We start from the raw sequence: 25557 nt of genomic DNA on the forward strand, positions 1-25557 counted from the left end.
CGCGGAGCACAGACTCAAGGCAGAAGAATATCCCCACGCTGTGCATAATACGGCCCGGCCCACCGCGCCAAAGGCCGATACACCTCCAGATCTACTTTCCCCTTCTCGTCCATCAAGGACGAATCAACGTGAAAAGCCAGCACTTCCAGAATATGTAGCTGGTTCACGCCACGCCCCAAATCCACTACCTGATCCAGCTTGCACTCCATCTGCACGGCGGCCCCATCCAGGCGAGGCACGCGCACATACTGGCTGGGCACCAGACTCATGCCCAACTCCTTTACCTCACTCTGGCCGGGCGGCAAGGCAGCAGCACTGGCGTGGACAGCAGCCAGATCAGACTGGCGACATAACTGCACCACACATTCTTTGCTGGCCTGCAAATTACGGGCCGTATCCTTCAAGCTGCCGTCATCATTACGGTTGATATTGATCGCCAGCATGGGTGGGCTGTGTGCCACGTAATTAAAGGAGCTGAACGGTGCCAGATTCACACTACCCGACTCCTCCAAGGTACATACCCAGGCAATGGGACGCGGCACGATCAGGGACGTCAGCAGGCGGTAAGCCATGCTGTCGTCCATGCCTTCACAAGACAGGCTGCGATAGCTGGGTGATGTGTTAGTCATGTGCATGCGTGGCCTAAATGAAGAGCTGAATGGTGGGTAAATAACCATCCACGCTCAACAAGTCCACCCGCTTTTCCACGATCTCCCAAGCCTGATCGACGGCGCGCAAACGATAGGAGGCGGTAGCAGGCAGAACCTCGGTTTTTTGCTTCTGATACTCCGAATAAATCAGATTGGTGCGCACGGTATAGCAGCCGTCCTCGTCAGGATGTTCGGACTGAACGCGCGGGGTTTGAATCACGCGCAGACCACGCACGCCGGGTTGCAAGGAAAAGGCACGATGGTGCGACAGACGGTCAATACGCAAGCGCATCAACATGCGATTTTCCAAGGCAATGCACATGCGCCCTTCGGGGCTTTCCTGCCCGGATTCACCAGGAATCCAGTACAGGCCGTCTTGTGCAAACAACTCGTACCATTCATCAAAGCGACCCTGGTCCAGCAAGGCGTTCTCTTGCCATACAAAGTTCTGCAGGCTTTGTTGCAGACCCTCCGTTTGGCCCAGACGCTGGCCTTGCCCCTGGCTTTGCTGCTGATTCAACTGCTGCTGACCTTGCAATGCATCCTGTCCTTGGCCCCTCTGCTGGCCCTGCTCTTGCATCATCCCCATCATTCCTGCTCCTGCTGCGTCATGCCTTGCTTCCAGGCACGGTATTGATTGCGTATGACCCATTCATTATTAGCATCATCAAACGTGCCCTTGCCCTGCTCGCCTTCCTGCGCATCGTATTGACGCAGCAGGTTCACCCACGGATTGCCCTGGGCTTTCAGGCTGGCTTGCTGGCTCTCGAACAAATGCACATCGTCATGGGCGACGACGCTCATGGGCGAATAAACCAGACGGCTATAAGTCAGGCCGCGATCCAGCATTTCACGCGGTGCCCCTTTGGGTTGAAACACCCACACTTCCAGCAAAGTCCGGTTTACTGCCAGAGGCCGCAATACACGAATAATCTGTGGCGAACCCTTGGCCGCCATGCTGGGGTAAAACACCACGTTTTGTGGATTGAAACCCAGCACCCGAGCCGCTTTTTCCTCGCCCCAGGCTTCATTCATCATGGCTTTGTAGCCCGGAATTCCGGAGTAGTCAGTATGAATGCTGAACTTGGTGCCCAGAATGCTGTGCCCGTTCGGATACGTTTCCACGCCCATGCGTGAGTAGAAGTCATAGCCCGAACCGAAGGGCAGCAATTGCTCCAGCGCAGTGGGGTCTTCTTCCTTGAACACTTCACCCACTTTGGCTGCCGAGCTGGAGGCCGACTCATGCGTGGAGATGGGATGCACGGTGTCGTTGATGTTCTCCATGTACATCTTCCAGTTGCAGTTGATGACGGTACGAATCGAACCGCCTGCCACCTGCAACTCCCCTTCCGGAGAGCGATCCGCCATATTGTCCAAGGCCTGCAGCACATCACCGAAGTACTCTTGCAGGCTGAAGCCTTCTTTGCTGAGGCGGGCAAACACAAAGCCGCGATAACTTTCTACCGCCCCCGGCGTGGACAAACCACCAGCCGCCGGACATTGCGAAAACTCCGTGTTTTCGTAGGCATTTTTCAGCGGCACAGCCAGCAGCGAGCCATCCAGCTTGTAGGTCCAGGCGTGATACGGGCAACGCAGCATCTTGCCCACATTGCCACTGGACTCACTGACCAGTCGGGCCCCTTTATGAGCGCAACGGTTCATCACCACCCGTACCGAGCCATCGCTATGGCGCAGCATGATGACAGGGCTTTGCGCCAAGGTCACCGACACATAATCGCCCGTCTTGGGCACCTGACTTTCATGGCCCACGTAGAGCCAGGCACGGCTGAACAGCCGCTCCATTTCCAGTTGAAAGACATCCTCGTCCAGATAGGCATCCCGATGGACCTGGTGGTCCTGGGTCAGGCCCGACAAGGCGGCCTCGTTATTGGCATAACTCATAGTGCTTCCTGTAAATACGAGTAGAACGGGATTCAGACCGCCATAGCGGGTACTAAAGCGGGTGCAGCCTCACCCACGGTTTGGGATGGACAATCCAAAGGCGCAGGCCAGATCTGGCTGGAATCATCCGGCGGCACACTGCCCAGCAAAAGACGGGTATAGGGATGCTGCGGCTTGGCAAATACCTCGGCGGTATTACCTTGCTCGACAACTTCACCGTTTTTCATCACCAGCACTCGCGTGCACAGATAGCGAATCACGGACAAGTCATGGGAGATGAACACCACCGCGACGCCCAATTCCTTATTCAGTCGCAGCAAGAGATTCAGGATCAGTGCTTGCACGGATACATCCAGGCCCGAAACAATTTCATCGGCGACCAGCAGACGCGGTTGCACGCACAAGGCGCGGGCAATGTTCACACGCTGCTTTTGCCCACCGGACAGCTCCGAAGGGAAACGCAAACCAGCATCCTGGGCAATGCCCACCTGCGCCATCAACTCGTCGGCTTTCTGACGACGCTGCTCAGGCGTCATCCCCGGCTGCAACTCCAGCACCTGCGTGACCAACTGCTGCACACTGCGGCGTGGATTCAAGGCCGAATCCGGATCCTGAAAGACCATCTGAATCGTCTGCGACAAGGACTCGCCCTGCCCTTTGGCAAACTGCTCGCGGGACTGGCCTTGCACCAGCACTTGTCCACCGCTAGGCTGCAACAAACCCACCATCAAACGGGCGACGGTGCTCTTGCCACTCCCGCTTTCCCCCACCACACCAACCATCTCGCCGGGGCGCACGCTCAGGGATAGGGGTCGCAAGGCAACCATCAGGCTGCGACGACCATTACGCGTCACACGGTAGCTGCGCTCCACATTCTGAAACTCCACCAAGGGAGCCAAGTCTTCAGACGGCCCTTGCGGCAAAACATGCAGCGCAGCCTGGGCTGCGGCGTCGCGCGTCAGACAGGGGCCTGCACAGCTCACCCAATGACCGGGTTTAACTGCTTCCAACTCCGGGACGCGCTGCTCACAAACCGCATTGCGAGTAGGGCAACGGCGCGCAAAGCGACAGCCAGGCAGATCCCGCATATCTTTCAAGCCGGGCATGATGTCAGCCAAGGATGGCAACGCGTATAAAGGGCCATTCAATGCCGGCGTGGCATTTTTCAGTGCCCAGGAATACGGATGCAAAGGCGTATCCAGCACGTCTGCAGCGGGACCTTGTTCGACCACATCTCCGGCATACAGCACGGCAACCTCATCACAAACGTGGGCCGCCATGCGCAAATCGTGGGTGATCAGAATCACGGCCGTTTGATGGCGCTGCTGCACATCTCGCAAAATACGGATGATTTGCGCTTGAGTAATCACATCCAAGGCCGTTGTAGGCTCGTCGGCCACAATCAGCTCCGGGTCGCCGGAAAAGGCCATGGCAATCAAGATACGCTGGCACTGCCCACCCGAAAGTTCATGCGCATATCGGCCCAGCATGGAGGGAGGATCGGGCAAACCCACCTCTTCCAAACGCTCCAGACAGTATTGCTCGCGCGATGTGCGGGGAATACCCAGTCGAGCCAAATGCTCAAACATCTGCTGGCGTATGGTCAGCACGGGGTTCAGGGAGGACAAGGGCTCCTGCGGCACAAAAGCCACTTTTCGGCCCAGCAGGCGACGCATTTGCGCGCCCGTTACCACCGAACCCTGAAAACAGACTTGCCCCGAAGACAAGCGAAGATTGCTAGGCAACATGCCTGAGATCACCCGCCCTATCATGCTCTTGCCCGCGCCGGATTCCCCGACCAGGCCCAAGGTGCGGCCTGCTTGTACTGCAAACGAGACCTTGCGCAGCAGCTCTACCGATTGCCCTTGCACCGGCACTGAGACACTGACTTGCTTGAATTCAATAACTGGCACGCTCATCAGTGCGCTCCTCGTTGCTTGAGCCGAGGATCCAGCGTGGTGCGCAAACCATCACTCAGCAAATTGAAACCCAGCACTGCAAACACAATGCCAATCACTGGTGCCATCAAGCCCCAGCCTGCCTGGTAAATCTGGTCACGACCATCAGCCAGCATCACGCCCCAGGCCACCACATCGGACGGAACGGAAAGCCCCACGAAACTGAGGATCGCTTCAACCACAATGGCTACCCCCATTTGCAGGCTGAACAAGGTGACGATCAGTGGAGCCACGCTAGGGAGCACTTCGCGCAGCATGATGCGCAGGTGGGAAAAACCCAGCAGATGCGCGGCATAGACATAGTCACGCTGACGCGCCACCAGAACTTCGGCCCGAACCACACGATAAAAACGCGTCCAGTCCACCAGCACCACAGCCAAAATCACGTTGAACAGGCCCGTGCCCAGTCCCACCATCAACATCATGGAAAAGACCACAGGCGGAAACGCCATCCACAGCACCACCAGGGAGCTGACACCTCGATCAAACCAGCCACCGATATAGCCAGCCAAAATAGCCAGCACCGTGCCCAGCACCATCGTGCCTGCCGCGGCGGTTACTGCCACCTGAAAGGCCACACGACTGCCATAAATCAGGCGCGACAAAATACATCGCCCCAGGCCATCCGTTCCCAAGGGATACTGCGCCAGACCGCCGTCCTGCCAGGCAGGTGGCAAGAGCGTTGCCAGCAAGTCCTGGGCGTTGGGATCATTCGGAGCCAGCAAGGGGGCAAACAAGGCCACCAGGGCAAAGATCAGTACCAAGGTGCCACCGACCAGCACCTTGGGATGGGCCAGCACAGGCCGCAGCCGCGCTTGCCAAAAAGATTGTGGATGCGCGCTCATGCGGACCTCAAACGTGGATTCATAACGCTATACAAGCCATCGACACAGAAGTTGACGGCCAGCACCATCAAACAGAACACCAGGGCCACGCCCTGAATCAGGGGAAGGTCATGGTTCTTGATGGCTTGCACCATCAGATTGCCGATACCGGGGAAGGAGAAAATGACTTCGATCAGCAAGGTGCCGCCAAACAAAAAGCCAAACTGCACGCCGATCAGAGTCAAGGTGGGCAGGGCCGCGTTTTTCAGCATGTGCACCAGCAGCACGCGCCATTCCGGCACACCGCGCAGACGAGCGACATTCACGTACTGGCTATTGGCCGTTTCAATCAGGCTGGAGCGCAAGACGCGAATCACAATGGGACTGAAAGCCAGCGCCAGGGCCAATGCAGGCAAGATCAGATGCGAGAAGGCATCCCACCAGGCCAGCCATTGACCGCGTATCAACAGATCAAACAGCAAAAAACCCGTACCACCATCGACGGCTGGCGTGCCTTCCATACGTCCCATAAAGGGCAGGACCGGGAACAGCACACCAAACACCACGATCAAAATGATGCCCCACAGAAAGGACGGCACGGACAGCAGCAGCACCAGTACAAAGTCAGCCACAAATTCGATCTTTTTCTTGTCCAGCAAGTACAGAACAATGCCGCCGGGAATAGAGATCAACAAAGCCATCAGCAAACTGACACAGGCCAGCTCCAGCGTGGGGGGCAAGGCCTGGGCCAGCAAACCTGTCACTGGTTGATGAAAGAAGATGGAGTTGCCCAAATTGCCGCGAAATACACCGCTCAACCAAACCTGGTACTGATGCAAGGCCGAGCCATCCATGCCCAGCTCAACACGCAGCGCCTGTGCATCGGCTTCGGTGGCCGAAGGAGGCAACATCATGCCCAGCGAATCAGCCGGAATGACGCGCAGCATGAAGAACACGATCATGGACAGCAGGAACGCCGTCACCAGCACGAAGACGAGCTTGCGCGCCATCAGGAAGCAAACGTTTTTCATGAAGAGAACCGCAGGAGAAAATACGCCGGGAGGAACCCGGTAGACCACCCCGCAGCATCACGCTGCGGGGCGCATGAAAGGCTTACTGCCAGGAATATTCCTGCGGCAGGATGTAACCCGTCTGATAGGTATTGAGCTTCAGGCCCTTTTTGTAGGCAATGGTGGAGATGGACTGCAACACTGGCAGGCTCCAGGCCTGTTCCGCCGCTTCACGGTTCAGCGCCTGGTAACCGGCTACTCGCTTGTCCTCGTCCATCTGACGATTCAGCTCATCCAGCGTGTCCGCCAGGCGCTCTTCTTTCCAGGTGGAGAAACGCAGGCGTGGGTCCAGAATTCGACCCGTGAAAATCTCTGGATCGCCGGTTGCATTGGCCCAGCTATACAGCATGACGCCTGTTAATTTGGACGAATGGCTCAGTTCCAGATACTTGGCCACGGTAATTTCTTCAACCGTAGTCTGTACACCGATCTGGCTCCACATCTGCGCCACCGCACGAGCGACGTCATAGTCCGAAGGGAAGGTGTTATTGGTGGAGTACAAGGTGATGGTCAGCGGTTTTTCCGTGCTGTAACCCGCCTTGGCCAACTCCTCTACCGCCGCTTTCTTGTCGAAAGGAATGTTCAGATCAGGCACATCACCAGGCGAGCCTTTGGTAGCCAGAACCGACAAGGGCTGAGCCACATTTTTATAGAAGGCACGGGACAGACCGGCCTTGTCGATCGCCATATTCATGGCACGACGTACATGCACGTCTTTGAAACTTTCTACATAGCTGGGCATTTGCAGAATGTAGATCTCGCTGTAGGGATAGACCTTGGCTTCCAGCTTGGGATTCTTTTCCAGGCGGCTGATCTCACGTACAGGAATCTGCACAGAGACATCCGCCCGGCCTGACTCGACAGCAGCCACCCGTGCCGACGAATCCGGCACAATCTCGAACACCACTTGCTTCAAGTCTGGCGCACCTTGCCAGTAGTCTTCGAAAGCTTCCAGGGTAATGCGGGAACCACGCTGATAATCGCTCAGCTTGTACGGGCCTGCGCCTATAGGACGCTTCAGGAATTCCTCTTCCCCCACCTTCTCGAAATAGGCTTTGGGCAAGATATAGGCGGACAAGAAAGCCAGACCTTTCGGTGCTGTGGGTGTAGGCGAACTGAAATGAATGATGGCTTCCAGAGGGCCGGTAATTTCTACCGACTTCAGGGTAGGCAACATGCCATTCAATGCCAATGTTTTCTTGTTGATCGCACGATCAAAAGTGAACTTCAGATCCTCGGCTGTCATGTCACTACCGTCATGGAATTTCACCTTGTCGCGCAGCTTGACCTTCAAAGCCTGACCCGTCTCATCCGCCCATTCCCAGGACTCGATCAGGCGGGGTGCCACCTTCAGATCGTCACCCACAAACAGGGGGGAATCAAACACCGCTTTGTAAATCGACTGGCCGGCCGGGAAAGTCACCGAGGTGGGATCCCAGGATGGAATATCCACCGGGAAAGCAATCTTCAGCTCGTTCCCGGCTGCCAGGCTGGCCGTCCCACAGCCCATCATCAAGGCCGCCCCCAAGGCCAACCCCATCACGCTTTTTCGCAACGCTTTCACCATGTGTCCCCTTTTGTTATGCACATCATCCCAGCGGGAGTCCGCCTTGCTAAAAAGTATATAGTTTATTCTTAAATTAAATGGATAATGGTTTTCCCTATAATTTATTCGCTTTAATATCAACATATTATCTAAAAACAAAACAATATACTTTTTATTAAAAATGACTGAATTTAAAGATAGATTGCACTGGGATACGGCTCAGGGCCAGATTCTGGATGCAGATCGGCGTTACCTGATGATGCGTGCCGATGTACTGATGGGGCTCTTTCGCCGCCTGGATGAACCCGCCCGAACACAGGCGCTGGATGCCTTGGGGCAGGCCGTGATGGAACAAGGGGGCTTGTCGGCCAAGGCCTATTGGGAAGCCATCAATCACGAGCCGCAGGCCTTGCTGGACAGCATTGCGGATATTTCGGCACAGCTAGGTTGGGGGAACTGGGATATTCAAACGGCCGCCAGCGCAGGTTTGCAGGTCAGTGTGAAAAACAGCCCCTTTGCCTGGGGGTTTGGGCCCCATGATCAGCCCCTGTGCCGACCTATCGTTGGTATGCTTACAGCCGTCGGCAAACTGATCTACGATCAGCACGTCCAGGTGCAGGAAACTCACTGCTGCGCACAGGGCCAACATGCTGACTGCCTGTTCACCGTCTTACCCAAAATCAATGAATAAAAACCAGCCTGCCGCCCCGAAACTGAACATACGCCAGCAGGTCTACAAGCACTTGCGCAGCCGCATGCGCAGTGGCGAAATCAACTATGACAGCCGTCTGGTCGACCATGAAATTGCGGCTGAATTGCAAGTCTCGCGCATGCCAGTGCGCGAAGCCCTGCTGCAACTGACCAACGAAGGATTGCTGGAAGGCACCTCACGCGGCTTCATGCTGCGGCGCTTCACGCCTGCCGATATTGCGCAGATCTTTGAAATACGGATGTTGCTGGAGCCGGAAGCGGCGGCAGCGGCTTGCCTGCAAGCAAGTCTGGAAGGCCTGGCCTTGATGAACAAGGCCGCCACGGCAGCCGAAAAAGCACATGAAGCCGCAGACCCCATGCAGTACATGATTGCCAACGATGCCTTTCGGGAAAGCTGGATCATGCTGTGCCCCAACCCGCATTTAAGCACCATGATCATGCGCCTGAGCGACCATGTGGAAGCGGTGCGTCTGGCGACCTTGCGCGATACGCGTTACCGGGAGCTGTCCATGCAGGCCACTCGCGGCATCCTGCAGTCCTTTCTGGATAAAGACCCGGAACAGGCCCGCGAGCATGTGCGCGGCAATCTGCGCCATGCGTCCATGAGCTATTACGCGACGCTGGACGAAATGCTGGAGCGCCAGACTGGCTAAGTGCCTGATTGCATAAGGCTGCGCACGGGACTACTGATGCTCAGAACAAGGTGCGTCAAGGCTGCGCTTTCTGCTCCACCGACGCTGCAATGGCCTTGCCAATCCTGGCGATAGCCGCATTGCGATCTTCCATCGACGCCTTGGTTTCCGTGATGTAAACGGCCGCCACCAAGGGTGCACGCTCTGGTGGCCACATCACCGCGACCACTCCGCGTGTGCCATACCCCCCTGCCCCCGTTCGGTCTGCGACAAGCCAGCTTTCAGGCACACCGGCCCGCAATAAAGGCCCACCCACTTCGTTATGGCGCAGCCAGTCAATCAGCCGATCACGGGAAGGGGATTCAAGCCCCTCTCCCAGAACCAGCTTCTGCAAGGTTTGCACCATGGCCTGGGGAGTAGTCGTGTCACGAGGGTCGCCCGGCGTAGCTTCATTCAAGTCCGGCTCATTGCGATCCAGGCGAGTCACCGTATCGCCCTGCGTGTGCAGAAAAGAGCTGATGGCCCCTGGCCCACCCAACATTTCCAAGACCCCGTTAGCGGCCGTATTGTCGCTGTTGCGCATCGTAATCGCACATAATTGAGCCGCCGATACATACTGACCAATCATGTTTTCCGTGGTGGGCGCATACGACTGTATGGCCTCCTCCTTGACCAGCCAGGCGGTCTTCATCGCCCCCTGCCCTCTGGCCAGCAACGCGGCACAAATCAGGGCTTTGCTAGTGCTGGCCATAGGGAAACGCTCATCAGCACGGTACTGCCAAAGCTGCGCGTCTGCGGTATCCAGGACGGCCACGCCAACACGAGCCTGCAGCGACTGCTCAGCCTCTTGAGCAGCCTGCACGACAGGATGGGTGCCAGCCCCAAACACATTGAAAGACAGGCCTGCTGCAATCAGCAGCACCCCGAGTCGCTTCAGTTTATTTGTACTCATCGGCCTATCTTTACATATCAGTTAACACACAGAAAAAACCTTGCTGCCGGACCGGCCTTTAACTTGAATCTGGCCCCATCAAGTCATGCCACCCAACTTGATGGACTACGGCGAACCTTAAGGTTCAATCCGCGGCGGCGGCTCTCTTTTCTCAGCGCTGACAACTGGGGCATCCAGCTCTTTCAATTGAGGATCATCAATTTTGCCGGTCACCGCGTAAGTCACTGACAAATGGCTGCTCATCGGAATTTGCATCAGCCACTGCGTCAGCAAAGCCCCTACCCCCACGACAGGGTTAACCGTGAAATACGCGGCAATCGCCGCGCCACTCATATCCAGATTGGGGTTCACCACCGCCACCAGATCCAGCGTCTCGTCCTTGATGTCAATCCAGCCCTTCAGCTTGATTGCCCCTGCTGGGCCTTTGATCTGATAGTTATCCAGTTCCAGCTTGCCCTGTGCCAGGTTCATGCGCCCAGTCAGGCTATCAAAAGCAAAGCCTGTTTTGACGGCTCCGAACAAATCCAGATCCAGTCGGCTTAAACGTGAAATGGACTGCAGACTCAAGAGCTCCAGCAACTTGGCTGAACGCGATTTCAAACTGATAAAGCGCCCTTTTTTCAAATCCACATTGAACTGCCCGCTGATCTTGCGCTTGTCGAATGTCCAGGGGAAGTCACTCCAGAACAAGGCAGCTTGTACTGTGCCGTCACCGTCTTTGATTGACTCGGTCAGCAAACCACTGACATCAACAAACTTCCCCAGATCAGCAACATAACTATTGGCAATCAGCTCCAAGCCACGCTGTGGTCCACGCAATGCCAAGGAGCCCTGTCCTTGCAATTGCATACCGTCCGCACTCAGGGCAAAGTTCTCCAGCTTCCACTGCTGTCCCTTTCCGTCAGGCTTGCCCTTGGCTTCCAGCTTGCCAAAACGCATGCCCTGAATCTGCAAGTCATCAACCTTGAGCGAGATCGCAGGCAAGAGCAGATCGTCGTCCATAGGCAAGTCGGCATCGGGCCAGGCCCAATCCGGGCGACGGCTATCAATATGCAAACGGGAAAAATTGGCACTGAACAAGCCGGTAAAACGTCCGTCCTGATGCTGCGCCTGCACATTCCCTTCTGCTTGCCGGGCTTTCAGACTCATGTACAACTTGCCTGCAGCATCTTCGGTACTTTCCAGTTCCAACTGATCAAGCCACTGCCCTCTGAAAAACGCTTGATCTGTTTTCAGACGTACCCGTTCCAACAGGGGCAGCAAAGGGCGGGCCGAGGAAGCCAGGGCACTGCCATCCAAATTCTGGCCAAACTCCTGCACGACCTGCTCCCACGCATCCAGATCTATCCGGTTGTAGCGACTGTGCAATTCCAGACCACGCTTGGGCCAGTTCACCAGACCGGGGGTTCCTATGCTTCCGCTCTGGAAATAACTGCCTTGGCGGGAGCCTTGCAGGTGCAGCAGATTCAGCAAAAAAGTCTGCCTGTCTTCCAGACTGATCTGCAAACGATCTAGCTTGGCGGCGGAGTCGCTACGCCAATCCGCCTTCAATTTAGCCGCCCGCTCCGCAGGCTTATGAAAAGGCTCGGGCAAGTTCAAGGCCAGCCCGCTCAGATCAGATTCCACACCAAAAGAAAAAGAGCTCTTGGCATCCAACATCATCAATGCGCTGTACGGTGTCTGGCCTTGCAAACGCTGCAGGCCTTTCAATTCCAGGTACTGCTCCAGACCTTGTGCGGTCAGCACGCCATTCAAACGCAAGCCGGGCTTGCCCGGCTCCAGCACACCGCTAATTTGGGTATCACCGCCCAGGAGCTTGCCTGACAAAGTCTGCGCGCTAATGCCTTTTTCGTTAAAGGCCAACTCCCCCTTCAAGGCTGTCAAAGACGGCGCCTGAGGCATGTATTGAAACTCGCCATTGTCTATCTGGATCTGGCCCTGGACTTGTGTGTCGTCTGCATTATCCAAGGGAATCTGCAGCTTGAGAGGAACCGTCCAGTCCCCTTTGACCCGGCTCTCTGACAGCAAGCCATCCAGGAGCGAATCCAGGGGGGATTGATGCACCAAAGCCAGATAGCTGGTGGCCGGGGCTTGAGACAAGCCTTCCAGCTTCAAGAAGCTTTCTTTTTCCAAAGAGGTGATGTGTGTCTGGATATCCCGCAGGGCAATATCCTGATGCTTGGCAATTGGCATGCGCGCCTGCTGAGCCAGGATATCCAGATTGTCGTTGTGCATGCGTATGCTGCCCTGCACGCCTTCCAGACGCGGCCAGGCCAAGCGCTTGGGACGTGCAGGCTGGTAATCCACAATCCCGTTATCCAAGGCCCCCGCCACTTCAAAACTGCCATCTTCCGGACTCAAGCCATAGGGAAAGGTATCCAGACCGCCCTGCACACGAATCGTGCCATCACGTACCGCCCCTTGCACCAATCCAGTCTGCATCCATTCGCGGGCCAGCGGATTAACGGTTAAAGGCAGGTAATTCACCAAAGCGCCCAAATTCAGGTATTTGAATTGGCCCTGCCAATCCGCCACCCCGGCTTCAAAATGAGCATCTTCACGCCAGCTTCCACTGATCTGTGCATCCAGATCGGGATTACGCACACCCAGACTCATCTTGCTGATGCTCAGTCTGGCCTGCTCATCACGATGAAGGGTGCCTTGAGCAGCAAGCTGGTCCACGGCCAGATACTGGGCGAACACATCCGGTACACGCAGGCCAAAGCCATTCATAGCCAGCGCCCACTGCAGATCGCCACTTTGCTTGCCCTGAGCCAGCGCCTGCACGTCGTTCAGCCCGCCAGCCAGCTCAACAGCGGCCTGTTCCAGTTGCAGCCGATCTTCGCTTTCAGTCAGCACGGCCACATCGCGCAGTTGTGCGACTAGCTGCATCTGTATGGGCTGAACCGATTGGGTCTGACTGGCCTGGGCACGCAGATCAAGCCAGCCTTTGTCCAGAACTGCAGGCACATCCAGCCAAGGGCGCAGCGCGGGAGTATCTACCCCTTTGGCCTGCACCGTCATCTCCCAAGGCAGGTCCATCACATCCACATTCTCTGGCAGACGACGCTTGCCTTGCACCCGCAAGGCAAGGTCCAGGGACTCTCCCAGATTCGCGGGCAAGGCCGTGGCCAGATTCACCTCGTGCCAGCCCTGTCTATACCCGATCTGCAACTGAATGGAAGGCAGGCTCAACACCGGCGCACCGCGCAAGTCGTCCTGCCACTGCAAGGATGTGCCCTGAATACGAATGCCCCGCTGTTCCAGCAGCCAACGAACCGGCCCTTGCCAAGCCTGAGGCTCGGTGTCCGTGCTGTCATCCTCCAGATCCAGCACTTGCCCCATCACCAGAATCTGGCCTTGAGGATCGCGCCGCACAGGAATCGTCAAACCTTGCACATCCAGTTGACGCAATTGCAGCGAGCCGCTGAACAGCGACTTCCAACTGATATCGGCTTCCAATTGAGGCAGTTGCAGCATGGGCTCCTGGCCCGGCTCAGCCAGGGACAAGCCCGTCACTGCAATATGGGGATTCCAGCCTTGCCAGTCGCCTTTTAATTCTTGAATCTGGACGTTCAGACCGGTTTGCTCACTGATTTTCTGCACCAGATAAGGACGCAAATTATCCAGTTGGGGCACGAGCAGGTAACGTAGCCCGACCAGGCTTAGCATCAGCGCAAAATAGAGCAGCAGCGCCAGTCGCACAAGCCCTCGAACTACCATGCAATCAATTCCCGAGTATAGTTAGATGCGGTCATTTCCGGCATTGTCAGACAAGTAATGGCACTTGCCGTTCCCCCTTCTCCGAAAAGCCTCTTATCGTATGAGCCCGTCCATTATATTGAAGCCCGTGATGCAATGGTCCGGCCCCTTGCGTCGAAAAGTAAACGCTCAGCCACAATTTGGAACGTGGCTGGAAGAGCAAGCGCAACACGCGGTCACCCCCACCCTCATTACGCAATGGTATCGGACTTTACTGCCCGAGCCCGATAATGATCGTCTGGCGCAAGTGCGCCAGGCCTTGCGCCAACTGCGTGAACGGGTCTTTCTGGTGCTGATGATCCGCGATATCAATGGCCTGGCGCCCCTGGAAGAAGTCATGCAGGCCATGAGTAGCCTGGCTGATCTGGCCGTCGCTCAAGCCTACGAAACCGTGGCCCGGCAACTGGCGGAAATCCACGGCATCCCAAAAAATTCGGAAACCGGCCTACCCCAGGAGATGATTATTTTGGGTATGGGCAAGCTGGGTGGGGGCGAATTAAACGTCTCCTCGGATATTGATCTGATCATGCTCTACGACGAGGACGGTGAAACTGACGGTCGCCGCCCCCTGAGCTATCACGAGTTTTACGGCAAAGTTACCCAGCGCATGATGCCCGTGCTGTCCGATACCGACGCCTTCGGCCAGGTGTTTCGCACCGACTTGCGCCTGCGCCCGGACGGAGATTCCGGGCCGCTGGCCTGGAGCATGCAGGCGCTGGAAAACTACCTGGTCAATCAAGGCCGGGAATGGGAGCGCTATGCCTGGATCAAGGCCCGCCCTATCAAGGCCCAGGCTTTTGAAGGCAGCCGCAGTGCAGGCGATGTGCATCACTTCGAGGCCCTGCGTACCCCATTTGTATACCGCAAGTATTTTGATTTTGATGCCTTGTCGGCCCTGCGTGGCCTGCGCGAGCGCATCCGCCAGGATTGGACCCGCCGCGCCCTGAACCGCAATGGCGTGGAGACCTGGCACAACATCAAGCTGGGCGACGGTGGAATTCGGGAAATTGAATTCGTGGTCCAACTGAATCAGTTGATTCGGGGTGGGCGACAGCCTTCCTTGCAAACCCCCAGCCTGCACAAAGCCCTGAAAGGCCAATGTGCCGCTGGTTTGCTGGATCAGGAGGTCTGCGACAAGCTGTTGGCCGCCTATACCTTCTTGCGACGCGTCGAACACCGTTTGCAGTACCGCGAGGACGAGCAAACCCATTTGCTGCCTCAGGACGAGGAGCAGCGCACCGAGCTGGCCTCCACCTTGGGGCTGAGTCTGGCCGATTTCGACGAACAACTAGGCCAGCACAGAAAGTTTGTGTCGCACACCTTCCGCAATGCCTTCCGCCTGGCGGGTATGGGCGAAGAAGCTAGTGCCGAGCCGCCTGCGGCCACAGCTCCCACCCCCGAAATCAACAGCGCCGAACAGGATCAGGCTTTGCAGGAACGCATCGAACAATTGCGTCAGGCCCTGCTGAACAGCCATCGCCTGCGCAGCCTGCCTAATGCCAGCCTGGATCGCGTCCAGCGCTTGATCCCCTTGGCCGAAGATTACGCCTACCGCTCCGAAAACCCGGAAATGACAGCGACCCGGCTCTTCAATCTGATCGAGCTGATTGCCCAACGCAGCGCCTATCTGGCCTTGCTGGCCGAATACCCCGATACCCTGGCCCGCGTCGCCCGTATTGTCTCGGCCAGCCCGTGGGCCGCGCAGTATCTGGCTCAATACCCGCTCCTGCTGGACAGCCTGATCGAATGGCATTCGCTGATGGAGATTCCGGACTTCGCCGCTCTGTCCGAACAAATGTGCCGGGATCTGGACGCCTGCCGTCTGCCCGATGGGCAGGCCGATGTCGAACAGCAAATGAACATGATGCGCGACTGGCAGCATCAGATCACCTTCCAATTGCTGGCTCAGGATCTGGAAGGCGTGCTAACGGTTGAGGCCCTGGCCGACCAGCTCTCGGCCCTGGCCGATATGATGCTGGCCGAAACGCTGGAGCGCACCTGGCCACTGACGCGCCCCCGCAGCCTGGGCCCCGAACACGACACCCCGCCGCGCTTTGCCGTCATTGCCTACGGCAAGCTGGGCGGCAAGGAAATTGGCTACGCCTCGGACCTGGATCTGGTGTTTCTGTACGACGATCCCAGCCAGGACAATGTGGAGCGCTACATCAAACTGGCTCGCCGCATGACCAGTTGGCTGTCCGCCATGACCTCCTCCGGCCGCCTCTACGATATTGACCTGCGTTTGCGCCCGGATGGCGATGCGGGTTTGCTGGCTGTCAGCGTCGATGCCTTCGAGCAGTATCAAACCCGCAGCGCCTGGTCTTGGGAGCACCAAGCCATTACCCGCGCCCGTTTTGTGACCGGGGATGCCCAGATCAAAGAGCGTTTCGATGAAATCCGCCGCTCCATCCTGTTGATGGAGCGGGATCGCCGCAAACTGCGTGCCGATATTCTGGACATGCGTGACAAGATCAGTGCCGGACACCCCAATCGCAGCGAACTGTTTGACTTGAAACACGACCGAGGCGGCATGGTGGATGTGGAGTTCATCACCCAATATCTGGTGCTGTGCCATAGCCGAGAGCATCCCAAACTGCTGGAAAATCTGGGCAATATCGCCCTGCTGGGCATTGCCGCCCAGGCAGGACTGATCGAAGTCGACCATGCCCAGGAGGTGGCAGACGCCTATCGCGCCTTGCGCCGTCGTCAGCATGCATTGCGTCTGGAAGGGGCAGAAAAAGCCCGTGTACCGCAAACCGAGCTGACCCAAGAGCGGCAGGCCGTAACCCGGCTGTGGGATGAGGTCCTGGGGTACTAAGGCAACAGATTGATTTCACTAAACTTTGCCAAGAATCTACAATAGTCGCATTGATTTATTGTGCGACCGACTCGGGACGCCTTTTTACTCGGATTCAGATTCATGTCCACTCAGCTCAATCGTCCAGTTTTAACCATGCCGGAGAAGCGCGAGAAATTGCTGCTGCACTCCTGCTGCGCCCCCTGTTCGGGCGAGGTGATGGAGGCCTTGCACGCCTCGGGGATTGAATACACCGTTTTCTTCTACAACCCCAATATCCACCCTGCCCGCGAGTACGAACTGCGCAAGCAGGAAAACATCCGCTTTGCCGAAGAACACGGCATCGAGTTCATTGACGCCGATTACGACGTGGATAACTGGTTCGAGCGCGTACGCGGCCTGGAACACGCTCCCGAGCGTGGCGAACGCTGCACCGTCTGCTTTGACATGCGCTTTGAGCGTACCGCGCTCTACGCCCATGAAAATGGCTATGACATCATCTCCAGCGTGCTGGGTATCTCGCGCTGGAAGGACATGAACCAGATCAACGACTGCGGCGAACGCGCTGCAGCGCGTTATCCGGAGATGAAGTACTGGACCTACAACTGGCGCAAAGGTGGCGGATCGCAACGCATGCTGGAGATCAGCAAGCGCGAGAACTTCTACCAGCAGGAATACTGCGGCTGTGTGTACTCGCTGCGCGACACCAACCGTCACCGCCGCTCGCAAGGCCGCCCTCGCGTCGAGATCGGCGTGAAGTTCTACGGCAAGGATGAACTGGACCTGACACCGCCTCCGGTTCAAGAGAATGCCTAAGCAAGACCTGCACGGTCTTTACGGACTCAGTACACCTGGCTAAGACAGCCTCCGCCTGACCGATGTCCCATATACGAACATTGCATCGATGAGCCACACCAAGACTCTGGATAGCTTTGTCTTTGCTAAAACCGGAGTGGGTGGCACAGATCAGAGGTAAAGCAACCCAGGCTTGAAACATTCCGTAGAGCCGAAGAAAAAGCGCCTTGGGTACCCAAGGCGCTTTTTTACTGCCGTTTCAACTACGGTTTACTGCATGTGCTGGTCAGCTCTACTGCTCAACTCTCACCAGCACAGCAGTAATCAGAGTCTGCTTATTACTGGATGCTGCGGCTGAACGTAAACTCGCCGTCCTTCCAGTCCACAGGCACCACATCTTTAGGACCAAAGCGGCCTTCCAGAATCAAACGTGCCACTGGGTTTTCAATGTGCTGCTGGATAGCACGTTTCAAAGGACGTGCACCGAACACAGGGTCAAACCCGGCTTTGGCCAACTGCTCCAAAGCAGCCTCGCTGACTTCCAGGTGCATGTCACGCTGAGCCAGTCGCTGATCCAGACGTTGAAGCTGGATACGAGCAATAGACGCAATGTGTTCTGCTTCCAGACCGTGGAACACCACCACCTCGTCGATACGGTTCAGGAACTCGGGGCGGAAATGCTGCTTCACTTCTTCCCACACCACTTCCTTGATCACATCATAAGGCTCACCCGACAAACGCTGGATATGCTGTGAACCCAGGTTGGAGGTCATGATGATTACCGTATTGCGGAAGTCCACCGTACGGCCCTGGCCATCGGTCAAGCGACCATCGTCCAGCACTTGCAAGAGCACGTTAAAGACGTCGGGGTGTGCTTTCTCCACCTCGTCCAGCAAAATCACCGAATAAGGTTTGCGACGCACAGCCTCGGTCAGGTAACCGCCCTCTTCGTAGCCCACGTAGCCGGGAGGCGCCCCGATCAAACGAGCCACCGAGTGCTTCTCCATGAATTCGCTCATGTCGATACGAATCATGTGATCCTCGGAGTCAAAGAGGAAGTTGGCCAAGGCCTTGGTCAGCTCGGTCTTACCCACACCGGTTGGCCCCAGGAACAGGAAGGAACCATAGGGGCGGGACGGATCAGACAAGCCCGCACGCGAGCGACGGATTGCATCCGACACCAGACGTACTGCCTCGCTTTGGCCGACCACACGTTTGTGCAGGTAGTCTTCCATCTGCAAGAGCTTTTCACGCTCGCCCTGCATCATCTTGGATACGGGAATACCGGTAGCGCGGGACACAACTTCCGCAATTTCCTCGGCACCCACCTGAGTACGCAGCAAGCGTGGCTTTTCCTGATCAGCCTTGTCCATATTGGCTTCGGCTGCTTTCAGGCGTTCTTCCAGCTCGGGCAACTTGCCGTATTGCAGCTCGGCCAACTTGTCGAACTGGCCCTTGCGCTGCAGCTCGGCCATTTCGGCACGAACTTTCTCGATTTCCTCTTTAACGACTTGCGAACCCTGAACGGCCGCTTTTTCGGCTTTCCAGATTTCTTCGTAGTCGTTATACTCGCGCTGCAGCTTTTCCATCTCATCATTGATGGCCTGCAAACGGCGCTGAGAAGCCTCGTCCGTGTCCTTGATGACGGCTTCACGCTCGATCTTCAACTGAATGATACGGCGATCCAGCTTGTCCATGACCTCGGGCTTGGAGTCGATCTCCATACGGATACGGGCTGCGGCCTCGTCGATCAGGTCAATAGCCTTATCGGGCAGGAAGCGGTCCGTAATGTAACGCTGTGACAGCTCGGCCGCGGCCACAATGGCGGGGTCGGTAATCGCAACACCGTGGTGCAGCTCGTAGCGCTCCTGCAAACCGCGCAGAATCGCAATCGTGGACTCCATATCGGGCTCGTTCACCAGCACCTTCTGGAAACGACGCTCCAGAGCGGCGTCCTTCTCGATGTACTGGCGGTACTCGTTCAGGGTGGTAGCACCGATACAGTGCAACTCGCCGCGCGACAAGGCAGGCTTGAGCATATTGCCCGCATCCATCGCACCCTCGGCCTTGCCAGCGCCCACCATGGTGTGCAGCTCGTCAATGAAGACAATGGTTTTGCCATCGTCCTTGGACAGCTCTTTCAGTACGGCTTTCAGGCGCTCTTCAAATTCGCCACGATACTTGGCACCGGCCAGCAAAGCGGCCAGATCCAGCACCAGAACGCGCTTGCCCTTCAGGGTTTCAGGCACTTCGTTGTTCACGATCCGCTGCGCCAAACCCTCCACAATGGCGGTCTTACCCACCCCTGGCTCACCAATCAGCACAGGGTTGTTCTTGGTACGACGCTGCAGAATCTGGATAGTGCGACGAATTTCGTCGTCACGGCCAATGACCGGGTCCAGCTTGCCCAGACGGGCACGCTCGGTCAGGTCTGTGGTGTATTTATCCAGGGCTTCACGGTTGCTATCGCCTTCGGCGTCGCTCACGTTGGCACCACCACGTACGGCTTCAATCGCAGCCTCCAAGGCACGGCGCTGCAAACCGGCATCGCGCAAGGCACGCCCGGTTTCGCCTTTGTCATCAGCCAGGGCCAGCAAGAACAGCTCGCTGGCAATATAGGTATCACCGCGCTGGGCCGCTTCCTTGTCGGTCTTGGCCAACGCCGCTTGCAGGGCCGAGCTTAGCTGCTGCTGACCTTCCGCCCCTTGCACCTTGGGCAGATTGGAGATCAGGCGGTTAAGCTCACTTTCCAGACGAGGAATGGCAACGCCCGCACGAGCAAGCAAGCTGCCGGTGCCAGAATCAGCATCAGCCAGCAAGGCGACCAGTACGTGAGCGGGTTCCAGATAGGGGTTGTCTTCGCGAACAGCCAGGCTTTGCGCATCCGCTAAAGCCTGTTGAAACTTCGTTGTCAATTTATCGATTCGCATAGAATTTTCACTTCAGAAAATATGCGATAAGCTAAAGCAAACAGTTACTAAATACTGCTCGCCCAGATCTCGCAACAAATAACAGGATGAATTGAAGATAAGGACAAAAACCAAGTATTCAAGTGTTTAGATCGCTTTTAAACAACAACATGGCAGGAGTAGCTACAGTGCGCTGTACCCGGCATGGGGAGCCACTTCCCGCATGGCGCAGGCCTTAAGAACTAAACATATTAAGGATTATCGGGAATACCAACCAATAAAAAGCTACAATTACACTTGATTTGACTCAAAGATTTAGCGTTTCGCCATCTGACATTATTCCTTATGCAAAAACGTATCTCGGTTACCGCTGACTCCATACGCTGCTCTAGCTGTATGCTCAATGAGGTGTGTCTACCTCTTGGGATGCCTAAGCATGAAATGGAGCGGTTGGACGAATTAGTCAAGGAGCGCATCCGCATCCCCAAGGGCGGCGTGCTGTTTCGACTGGCCGATTCAGTCGAAGGAATCTATGGTCTGCGCTCTGGTTCGATCAAGATGCAGTTGGAAGATTCCACCGGCCACATCCAGATTACGGGCTTTTTATTACCGGGTGAAATCCTGGGTATGGACAGCCTGGTTGAAAACCGCCACGTCTCCCACGCCATCGCGCTGGAAGACAGCGAAGTCTGTGTGATCCGTCTGGACGATCTGGACCGCCTGTCGGCCCAACTGCCTATCTTGCAACAACAGTTCCGTCGCCTGATGAGCAAGGAAATCAACCGCGCCCATCAATTGATGATGACCTTGGCCGGACTGCGCTCTGAACAGCGCCTGGCCGCCTTCTTGCTGAATCTGTCCCAGCGCCTGTCGCTGCTTGGCTATTCCCCTTACGAATTCATTCTGCGCATGAGCCGCGAAGAAATCGGCAACTTCCTGGGCCTGACGCTGGAAACGGTCAGCCGCCTGTTCTCGCGCTTTGCGCGTGAAGGTCTGCTGAAAATCTCGCAACGCGAAGTCCACTTGCTGGACCTGGCTGCCCTGCGCTCCCTGGCAGGCACAGAGTGCGACTAAACGGCCCTGCTGCTGTCTAGGGCTCAAGTACATCGCTGAACGCCCTTGCGGCCTGCTGGTGCCCTCCTGAGCACTCACTACTACAAGATAAAAAAAAGCACATGCAATTTGCATGTGCTTTTTTTATCTCTTCCCGACGATCTGAATCAATCCAGACTATCCGCCGGTTCAGTCAGTACAGCAGGCGACCCTGAGGACATATACAGACTAAGCGTACAAGCCACCGAGACGGCCACCCAAAACAGGAAAAACGCTACCGTATAAAAAGTCAGTCGATCTACTTGCATATGTCCAAGTACAACAATGTCCAGCGGGTCCACCAAAGCAAACACAATTGCGCTTAGCACCCCAGCGACCAGGAATGAAGGCCACAGTATCCACATCAACGATCGGATGGTCATTCGTACCCCCTTCTTGAACGGAAACATACTTCTCTCAACCCTAGCGTAACGGTGAATCGACTGCTTTTAGCGCTGCTCGCGGGCAGGCTCTACTTTGGTGACAACCAGACCTTGCTTGACGCCACCATCCGTAACTCCTTGATTACTGAAGTTCTGGAAGGCCAGCACAATAGTGATGACGCAGCCCACGATAGCCAGAGCGGGGCCGGCCATCAGCAACCAGGGCCACGGCTCACGCCACCAGGGTCCACTGTCCTTTGATTCGTCCATGTTTTTGCTCTTTATAAAGTTACTGAGGAATATAAAAACTACTGCGTTCGTTCACGTAGGTCTTGCGGCCCCCTTCATGCTCGCCCACGGCCTGAATGGAAATATCATACAGGCCCGGCTTGGCACTACTAATTGGGACTTGCACCACGACCGGCAAGAGTCGGTTGCCTGCAGGCGCCACATGAATATGATCCTGACCATTCTCGGTCAGGTGAATACTCGCACCTTCCAGACCCGTCACCGACAACTGCAGCTCCATCGCCTCTTCCGAGGTATTGATCACCTGCAAGCGGAACACGTTTTCAATCAGGCCACCGGGCACTTCACGTCCCAGAGCACCACGATCCCGGATAACGTCCACACGCATCGGCGTACGAGTAGCCAATGTGTACACAAAGGCACCACAGATCACGGCCAGAATCAGAATGTAGGACAGAACACGTGGGCGCAACATCCGACGTCGCACTTCAGGCTGCGTCATGCGCTCTTTGATGGCGCGCTCCGAGGTATAGCGGATCAAGCCTTTCTCGTAGCCCATTTTGTCCATGACCTGATCACAGACGTCCACACAGGCACCGCAACCAATACACATGTATTGCAGGCCATCACGAATATCAATACCGGTCGGACAGACCTGCACACACAGGCTGCAGTCGACACAGTCGCCCATACCCGCTTCCTTGTGATCGATCTTGCGAGATCGACCACCCCGGGTTTCACCACGCACGAAGTCGTAGGTCACCACAAAGGTATCGCTGTCCACCATGGCACTTTGGAAACGAGCGTAGGGGCACATGTACTTACAGACCGCTTCGCGCATGAAACCTGCGTTACCCCAGGTGGCAAAGGCGTAGAACAAGAGCCAGAACCACTGCCAGGGGCCCAGGGACAAGGCGATCAGCTCGCCACCCAGTTCACGGATAGGTGCGAAGTAGCCAATAAAGGTAAAGCCGGTCCACAAAGCCAGCACGATCCACAGGAAGTGCTTGGTGGCTTTGAGACGTAATTTTCGGGCGTTCCAGGCTTGTTCATCCAAGCGGATACGCGCCAGACGGTCCCCTTCCACCTTGCGCTCCACCCACATGAAGATCTCGGTGTAGACCGTCTGCGGACAGGCATAGCCACAGAATAAGCGGCCCGCCATGGCGGTAAAGAGGAATAGGGAAAAGGCTGATATCAGCAGCAGCACCGTCAGGTAAATAACGTCCTGGGGCCACAGAATCATGCCAAAGATGTAGAACTTGCGTTCCAGCAGGTCGAACAGCACGGCCTGACGGCCATGCCATTCCAACCAGGGCAGACCATAGAAAATGATCTGCGTGAAATACACCATCCAGATCCGCCAGCGGGCAAAGACGCCCTTGACGGATCGTGGATAGATTTTGCTGCGTACATCGACCAGCGCCTTCTCGACTTGCGGAGAGGTTCCACCCGCTCCCTTGGTGTTGCGTGGAGGTTGCCACTTGGGCACGGTTCCCTGCGCGTTATCAGCGCTGGGTTGGGGAGAATCACTACTCATTGCAAGTCCTGAAGGCGTCAGATCAATTTAAAACACACTAGTTAGCCTGGGCAGGCTCGGCATTGTTGGACAAGCCCCAGACCCAACCTGCCAGCAAACGAATCTGCTCAGGAGTCATGGTGGCTTTTTGTGCCGGCATCTGGTTAGTGCGACCCTGCAAGACGGTCTGAACGATAGTGGCTTCAGAACTGCCATACAGCCAGTAGTCGTCGGTCAGGTCAGGCGCACCCAACAAGGTATTGCCCTTGGCATCAGCACCGTGACAGGCAAAACATGCGCTGTCATAAACACGTTTACCAGCCACCAGGCGCAAAGGATCTGCAGCCAGGCCCGACAGGGAGCGCACGTACTGCGCCACATCGGAGGCTTGAGCTGGGGTGAATTGCGCTTGTGGCGGCATCATCCCAGTACGGCCTTCGGTAATGGTGTGCAGAATCTGCTCAGGCTCACCGCCCCACAACCAGGCTTTATTGGCCAGGTTAGGGAAGCTGGGCGCACCTTGTGCATCCGAACCGTGACACTGGGCGCAGTTGTTCAGGAACAGGCGCTGACCGATTTCACGGGCTTCCTGATCGCGAGCAATCTCTTCGATAGGCATTTCGCGGTAACGGGCGTACACAGGCTCCAGGCGAGCATTGATCTCGGCCTGTTGCTGCTTGACCTGTTGACCGGAGCTAAAGCCCAACGTGCCCTTGAAGTTGCCCAAGCCGGGGTACAACACCAGATAGCCCAAGGCAAACACACACAAACCGATGTACATCACGGTCCACCAGCGTGGTACGGGTGTATTCAGTTCGGTCAGGTCACCGTCCCAAACGTGGCCGGTTTCTTCTACGTCGACGGTCTTACCCAGAAATGCGCGCTGGGTAAAGAGCAGCCACAAGCAAAACACGATGCCCAGCAAGGCGATACCGGAGATCCAGAGGCTCCAGCCATTATTAAAAAAGTCACTCATTCGGAACCCCCAGGGTTTTTATCGTTACTTCCCTCGTCGGGCAAGGCGAAAGGCAGAAGCGCTGCTTCTTCGTTGGCCTGGCGGCGTCCCCGAGAGAACGCCCACCAGCAAATGCCAAGGAAGGTAGCCATCGCCAAAGCGGTCACAACACCGTTGATGATGGCTAACATTTAGTGGCTCCCCTGCTCCACAGCCTTGGCGGCTGCGTCGCGACTGGCTACACCCAGGCCTTGCAGATAAGCAACCACCGCGTCTTCTTCGGTCTTGCCTACCAGCTCCTGAGGAGCAGCATCAATTTGTTCCTGCGTGTAAGGCACACCCAAAGTACGCAAGACGTTCATGCGATCCTGAATGTTTTCGCCTTCCACCGAGTTTTTCTGCAGCCAAGGGTAGGCAGGCATATTGGACTCTTTGACCACGTTACGTGGGTTGCGCAAGTGAATGCGGTGCCATTCGTCGCTGTAGCGCTGACCCACACGAGCCAGATCAGGGCCGGTACGCTTGGAGCCCCACAGGAAGGGGTAGTCGTACACGGACTCACCCGCCAGCGAGTAAGGACCGTAGCGCTGCACTTCGGACTGCAGCATACGAATTTGCTGCGAGTGACAGCCCACACACCCTTCACGGATGTAGATATCGCGACCCATCAGTCTTAACGGCTCGTAAGGCTGAATGCCTTCGGTAGGCTGGGTGGTCGAGTGTTGAAAGAACAAAGGTACGATCTGCACCAGGCCTGCGAAGGAAATCACCAAGATACTCAGGATGATCAGCAGCCCGGTGTTTTTCTCGATCGTGGCGTGCGAAAAGCGCTTATTAGTGTCATTAGCCAT

21 protein-coding genes are annotated in these 25557 nt (G+C 56.4%); 5 read left to right on the forward strand and 16 right to left on the reverse strand.

Annotated features, from left to right (window positions below; all coding sequences use genetic code 11):
* Positions 1-14: 14 nt before the first annotated feature.
* The 7 genes from JYG33_RS06365 to JYG33_RS06395 form a co-directional block, all read right to left on the reverse strand.
* A complete protein-coding gene (locus tag JYG33_RS06365) occupies positions 15-629 on the reverse strand; it encodes a flavin reductase family protein (protein WP_207875158.1) in 615 nt (204 codons plus the stop codon).
* Positions 630-642: 13 nt separating this feature from the next.
* Positions 643-1233: an aromatic-ring-hydroxylating dioxygenase subunit beta gene (locus tag JYG33_RS06370; protein WP_207875159.1), complete on the reverse strand. Its 591-nt coding sequence runs from the start codon at positions 1231-1233 to the stop codon at positions 643-645.
* Positions 1234-1238: 5 nt separating this feature from the next.
* Entirely contained in the window at positions 1239-2552 is a 1314-nt protein-coding gene (locus JYG33_RS06375; RefSeq protein ID WP_207875160.1) for a Rieske 2Fe-2S domain-containing protein, read from the reverse strand.
* Positions 2553-2584: 32 nt separating this feature from the next.
* Positions 2585-4471: an ABC transporter ATP-binding protein gene (locus JYG33_RS06380; RefSeq protein WP_207875161.1), complete on the reverse strand. Its 1887-nt coding sequence runs from the start codon at positions 4469-4471 to the stop codon at positions 2585-2587.
* The gene (locus JYG33_RS06385; protein ID WP_207875162.1) at positions 4471-5355 is read right to left on the reverse strand and encodes an ABC transporter permease; all 885 of its coding nucleotides are present in this window, start codon (positions 5353-5355) and stop codon (positions 4471-4473) included. The genes JYG33_RS06380 and JYG33_RS06385 overlap by 1 nt, the downstream gene beginning before the upstream one ends.
* Positions 5352-6365, reverse strand: a complete 1014-nt coding sequence (locus tag JYG33_RS06390) for an ABC transporter permease (RefSeq protein ID WP_207875163.1) — start codon at positions 6363-6365, stop codon at positions 5352-5354. Before JYG33_RS06390 ends, JYG33_RS06385 begins: the two co-directional genes overlap by 4 nt.
* An 82-nt stretch (positions 6366-6447) precedes the next feature.
* Positions 6448-7971: an ABC transporter substrate-binding protein gene (locus JYG33_RS06395; RefSeq protein ID WP_207875164.1), complete on the reverse strand. Its 1524-nt coding sequence runs from the start codon at positions 7969-7971 to the stop codon at positions 6448-6450.
* A 160-nt stretch (positions 7972-8131) separates the two neighbouring features.
* Between JYG33_RS06395 and JYG33_RS06400 the strand changes: the two genes are divergently transcribed.
* Both JYG33_RS06400 and JYG33_RS06405 read left to right on the forward strand, forming a co-directional pair.
* The gene (locus tag JYG33_RS06400; RefSeq protein WP_243430288.1) at positions 8132-8641 is read left to right on the forward strand and encodes a 4-vinyl reductase; all 510 of its coding nucleotides are present in this window, start codon (positions 8132-8134) and stop codon (positions 8639-8641) included.
* On the forward strand, positions 8634-9314 hold the full coding sequence (locus tag JYG33_RS06405; RefSeq protein ID WP_207875165.1) for a GntR family transcriptional regulator: 681 nt from the start codon (positions 8634-8636) through the stop codon (positions 9312-9314). Before JYG33_RS06400 ends, JYG33_RS06405 begins: the two co-directional genes overlap by 8 nt.
* 55 nt (positions 9315-9369) lie before the next feature.
* On the opposite strand, the gene bla is transcribed toward JYG33_RS06405, so the two are convergent.
* Both bla and JYG33_RS06415 read right to left on the reverse strand, forming a co-directional pair.
* The gene (gene bla, locus JYG33_RS06410) at positions 9370-10245 is read right to left on the reverse strand and encodes a class A beta-lactamase (protein ID WP_207875166.1); all 876 of its coding nucleotides are present in this window, start codon (positions 10243-10245) and stop codon (positions 9370-9372) included.
* A 117-nt stretch (positions 10246-10362) separates the two neighbouring features.
* Complete coding sequence (locus JYG33_RS06415; RefSeq protein ID WP_207875167.1) at positions 10363-13968, reverse strand: YhdP family protein; 3606 nt, start codon at positions 13966-13968, stop codon at positions 10363-10365.
* 100 nt (positions 13969-14068) lie between these two features.
* Between JYG33_RS06415 and glnE the strand changes: the two genes are divergently transcribed.
* Together glnE and JYG33_RS06425 are read left to right on the forward strand one after the other, a co-directional pair.
* Complete coding sequence (glnE, locus tag JYG33_RS06420) at positions 14069-16825, forward strand: bifunctional [glutamate--ammonia ligase]-adenylyl-L-tyrosine phosphorylase/[glutamate--ammonia-ligase] adenylyltransferase (RefSeq protein WP_207875168.1); 2757 nt, start codon at positions 14069-14071, stop codon at positions 16823-16825.
* A 102-nt stretch (positions 16826-16927) separates the two neighbouring features.
* On the forward strand, positions 16928-17620 hold the full coding sequence (locus JYG33_RS06425) for an epoxyqueuosine reductase QueH (protein WP_207875169.1): 693 nt from the start codon (positions 16928-16930) through the stop codon (positions 17618-17620).
* A 317-nt stretch (positions 17621-17937) separates the two neighbouring features.
* Here the strand turns inward: JYG33_RS06425 and clpB are convergent, their stop codons facing one another.
* A complete protein-coding gene (clpB, locus tag JYG33_RS06430; protein WP_207875170.1) occupies positions 17938-20529 on the reverse strand; it encodes an ATP-dependent chaperone ClpB in 2592 nt (863 codons plus the stop codon).
* A 324-nt stretch (positions 20530-20853) separates the two neighbouring features.
* On the opposite strand from clpB, the gene JYG33_RS06435 reads away from it, so the two are divergent.
* Complete coding sequence (locus JYG33_RS06435) at positions 20854-21582, forward strand: helix-turn-helix domain-containing protein (protein ID WP_094197086.1); 729 nt, start codon at positions 20854-20856, stop codon at positions 21580-21582.
* 146 nt (positions 21583-21728) lie between these two features.
* Here the strand turns inward: JYG33_RS06435 and JYG33_RS06440 are convergent, their stop codons facing one another.
* From JYG33_RS06440 to ccoO, 6 genes are all read right to left on the reverse strand, one after another.
* Positions 21729-21983 carry a hypothetical protein gene (locus tag JYG33_RS06440; protein ID WP_207875171.1) on the reverse strand — a complete coding sequence of 85 codons (255 nt, stop codon included), beginning with the start codon at positions 21981-21983 and terminating at the stop codon, positions 21729-21731.
* 66 nt (positions 21984-22049) lie between these two features.
* Positions 22050-22253 carry a FixH family protein gene (locus tag JYG33_RS06445; protein WP_207875172.1) on the reverse strand — a complete coding sequence of 68 codons (204 nt, stop codon included), beginning with the start codon at positions 22251-22253 and terminating at the stop codon, positions 22050-22052.
* A gap of 19 nt (positions 22254-22272) precedes the next feature.
* Positions 22273-23772 (reverse strand): cytochrome c oxidase accessory protein CcoG, encoded by a 1500-nt coding sequence (gene ccoG, locus JYG33_RS06450; RefSeq protein WP_207875173.1) that lies wholly within the window; start codon positions 23770-23772, stop codon positions 22273-22275.
* Between the two features lie 37 nt (positions 23773-23809).
* Positions 23810-24727 carry a cytochrome-c oxidase, cbb3-type subunit III gene (gene ccoP, locus JYG33_RS06455; protein WP_207875174.1) on the reverse strand — a complete coding sequence of 306 codons (918 nt, stop codon included), beginning with the start codon at positions 24725-24727 and terminating at the stop codon, positions 23810-23812.
* Positions 24724-24897, reverse strand: a complete 174-nt coding sequence (locus tag JYG33_RS06460) for a cbb3-type cytochrome c oxidase subunit 3 (RefSeq protein ID WP_207875175.1) — start codon at positions 24895-24897, stop codon at positions 24724-24726. Before JYG33_RS06460 ends, ccoP begins: the two co-directional genes overlap by 4 nt.
* Positions 24898-25557, reverse strand: a complete 660-nt coding sequence (gene ccoO, locus JYG33_RS06465; RefSeq protein WP_207875176.1) for a cytochrome-c oxidase, cbb3-type subunit II — start codon at positions 25555-25557, stop codon at positions 24898-24900. It abuts the gene before it with no gap.

Source organism: Alcaligenes sp. SORT26 (genome assembly GCF_017377875.1).
In the GTDB taxonomy this organism is placed as follows: domain Bacteria; phylum Pseudomonadota; class Gammaproteobacteria; order Burkholderiales; family Burkholderiaceae_B; genus Alcaligenes; species Alcaligenes parafaecalis.

Excerpts from the sequence above, each read along its gene's own strand:
- JYG33_RS06375 (WP_207875160.1), bottom strand. The coding sequence starts at position 2,552 with ATGAGTTATGCCAATAACGAGGCCGCCTTGTCGGGCCTGACCCAGGAC.
- JYG33_RS06415 (WP_207875167.1), bottom strand. The coding sequence starts at position 13,968 with ATGGTAGTTCGAGGGCTTGTGCGACTGGCGCTGCTGCTCTATTTTGCG.
- ccoG (WP_207875173.1), bottom strand. The coding sequence starts at position 23,772 with ATGAGTAGTGATTCTCCCCAACCCAGCGCTGATAACGCGCAGGGAACC.
- JYG33_RS06405 (WP_207875165.1), top strand. The coding sequence starts at position 8,634 with ATGAATAAAAACCAGCCTGCCGCCCCGAAACTGAACATACGCCAGCAG.
- JYG33_RS06425 (WP_207875169.1), top strand. The coding sequence starts at position 16,928 with ATGTCCACTCAGCTCAATCGTCCAGTTTTAACCATGCCGGAGAAGCGC.
- JYG33_RS06400 (WP_243430288.1), top strand. The coding sequence starts at position 8,132 with ATGACTGAATTTAAAGATAGATTGCACTGGGATACGGCTCAGGGCCAG.
- JYG33_RS06445 (WP_207875172.1), bottom strand. The coding sequence starts at position 22,253 with ATGGACGAATCAAAGGACAGTGGACCCTGGTGGCGTGAGCCGTGGCCC.
- clpB (WP_207875170.1), bottom strand. The coding sequence starts at position 20,529 with ATGCGAATCGATAAATTGACAACGAAGTTTCAACAGGCTTTAGCGGAT.
- JYG33_RS06380 (WP_207875161.1), bottom strand. The coding sequence starts at position 4,471 with ATGAGCGTGCCAGTTATTGAATTCAAGCAAGTCAGTGTCTCAGTGCCG.
- glnE (WP_207875168.1), top strand. The coding sequence starts at position 14,069 with ATGAGCCCGTCCATTATATTGAAGCCCGTGATGCAATGGTCCGGCCCC.
- JYG33_RS06460 (WP_207875175.1), bottom strand. The coding sequence starts at position 24,897 with ATGTTAGCCATCATCAACGGTGTTGTGACCGCTTTGGCGATGGCTACC.
- JYG33_RS06390 (WP_207875163.1), bottom strand. The coding sequence starts at position 6,365 with ATGAAAAACGTTTGCTTCCTGATGGCGCGCAAGCTCGTCTTCGTGCTG.
- JYG33_RS06440 (WP_207875171.1), bottom strand. The coding sequence starts at position 21,983 with ATGACCATCCGATCGTTGATGTGGATACTGTGGCCTTCATTCCTGGTC.
- JYG33_RS06385 (WP_207875162.1), bottom strand. The coding sequence starts at position 5,355 with ATGAGCGCGCATCCACAATCTTTTTGGCAAGCGCGGCTGCGGCCTGTG.
- JYG33_RS06370 (WP_207875159.1), bottom strand. The coding sequence starts at position 1,233 with ATGATGCAAGAGCAGGGCCAGCAGAGGGGCCAAGGACAGGATGCATTG.
- JYG33_RS06395 (WP_207875164.1), bottom strand. The coding sequence starts at position 7,971 with ATGGTGAAAGCGTTGCGAAAAAGCGTGATGGGGTTGGCCTTGGGGGCG.
- ccoP (WP_207875174.1), bottom strand. The coding sequence starts at position 24,727 with ATGAGTGACTTTTTTAATAATGGCTGGAGCCTCTGGATCTCCGGTATC.
- JYG33_RS06435 (WP_094197086.1), top strand. The coding sequence starts at position 20,854 with ATGCAAAAACGTATCTCGGTTACCGCTGACTCCATACGCTGCTCTAGC.
- bla (WP_207875166.1), bottom strand. The coding sequence starts at position 10,245 with ATGAGTACAAATAAACTGAAGCGACTCGGGGTGCTGCTGATTGCAGCA.
- JYG33_RS06365 (WP_207875158.1), bottom strand. The coding sequence starts at position 629 with ATGACTAACACATCACCCAGCTATCGCAGCCTGTCTTGTGAAGGCATG.
- ccoO (WP_207875176.1), bottom strand. The coding sequence starts at position 25,557 with ATGGCTAATGACACTAATAAGCGCTTTTCGCACGCCACGATCGAGAAA.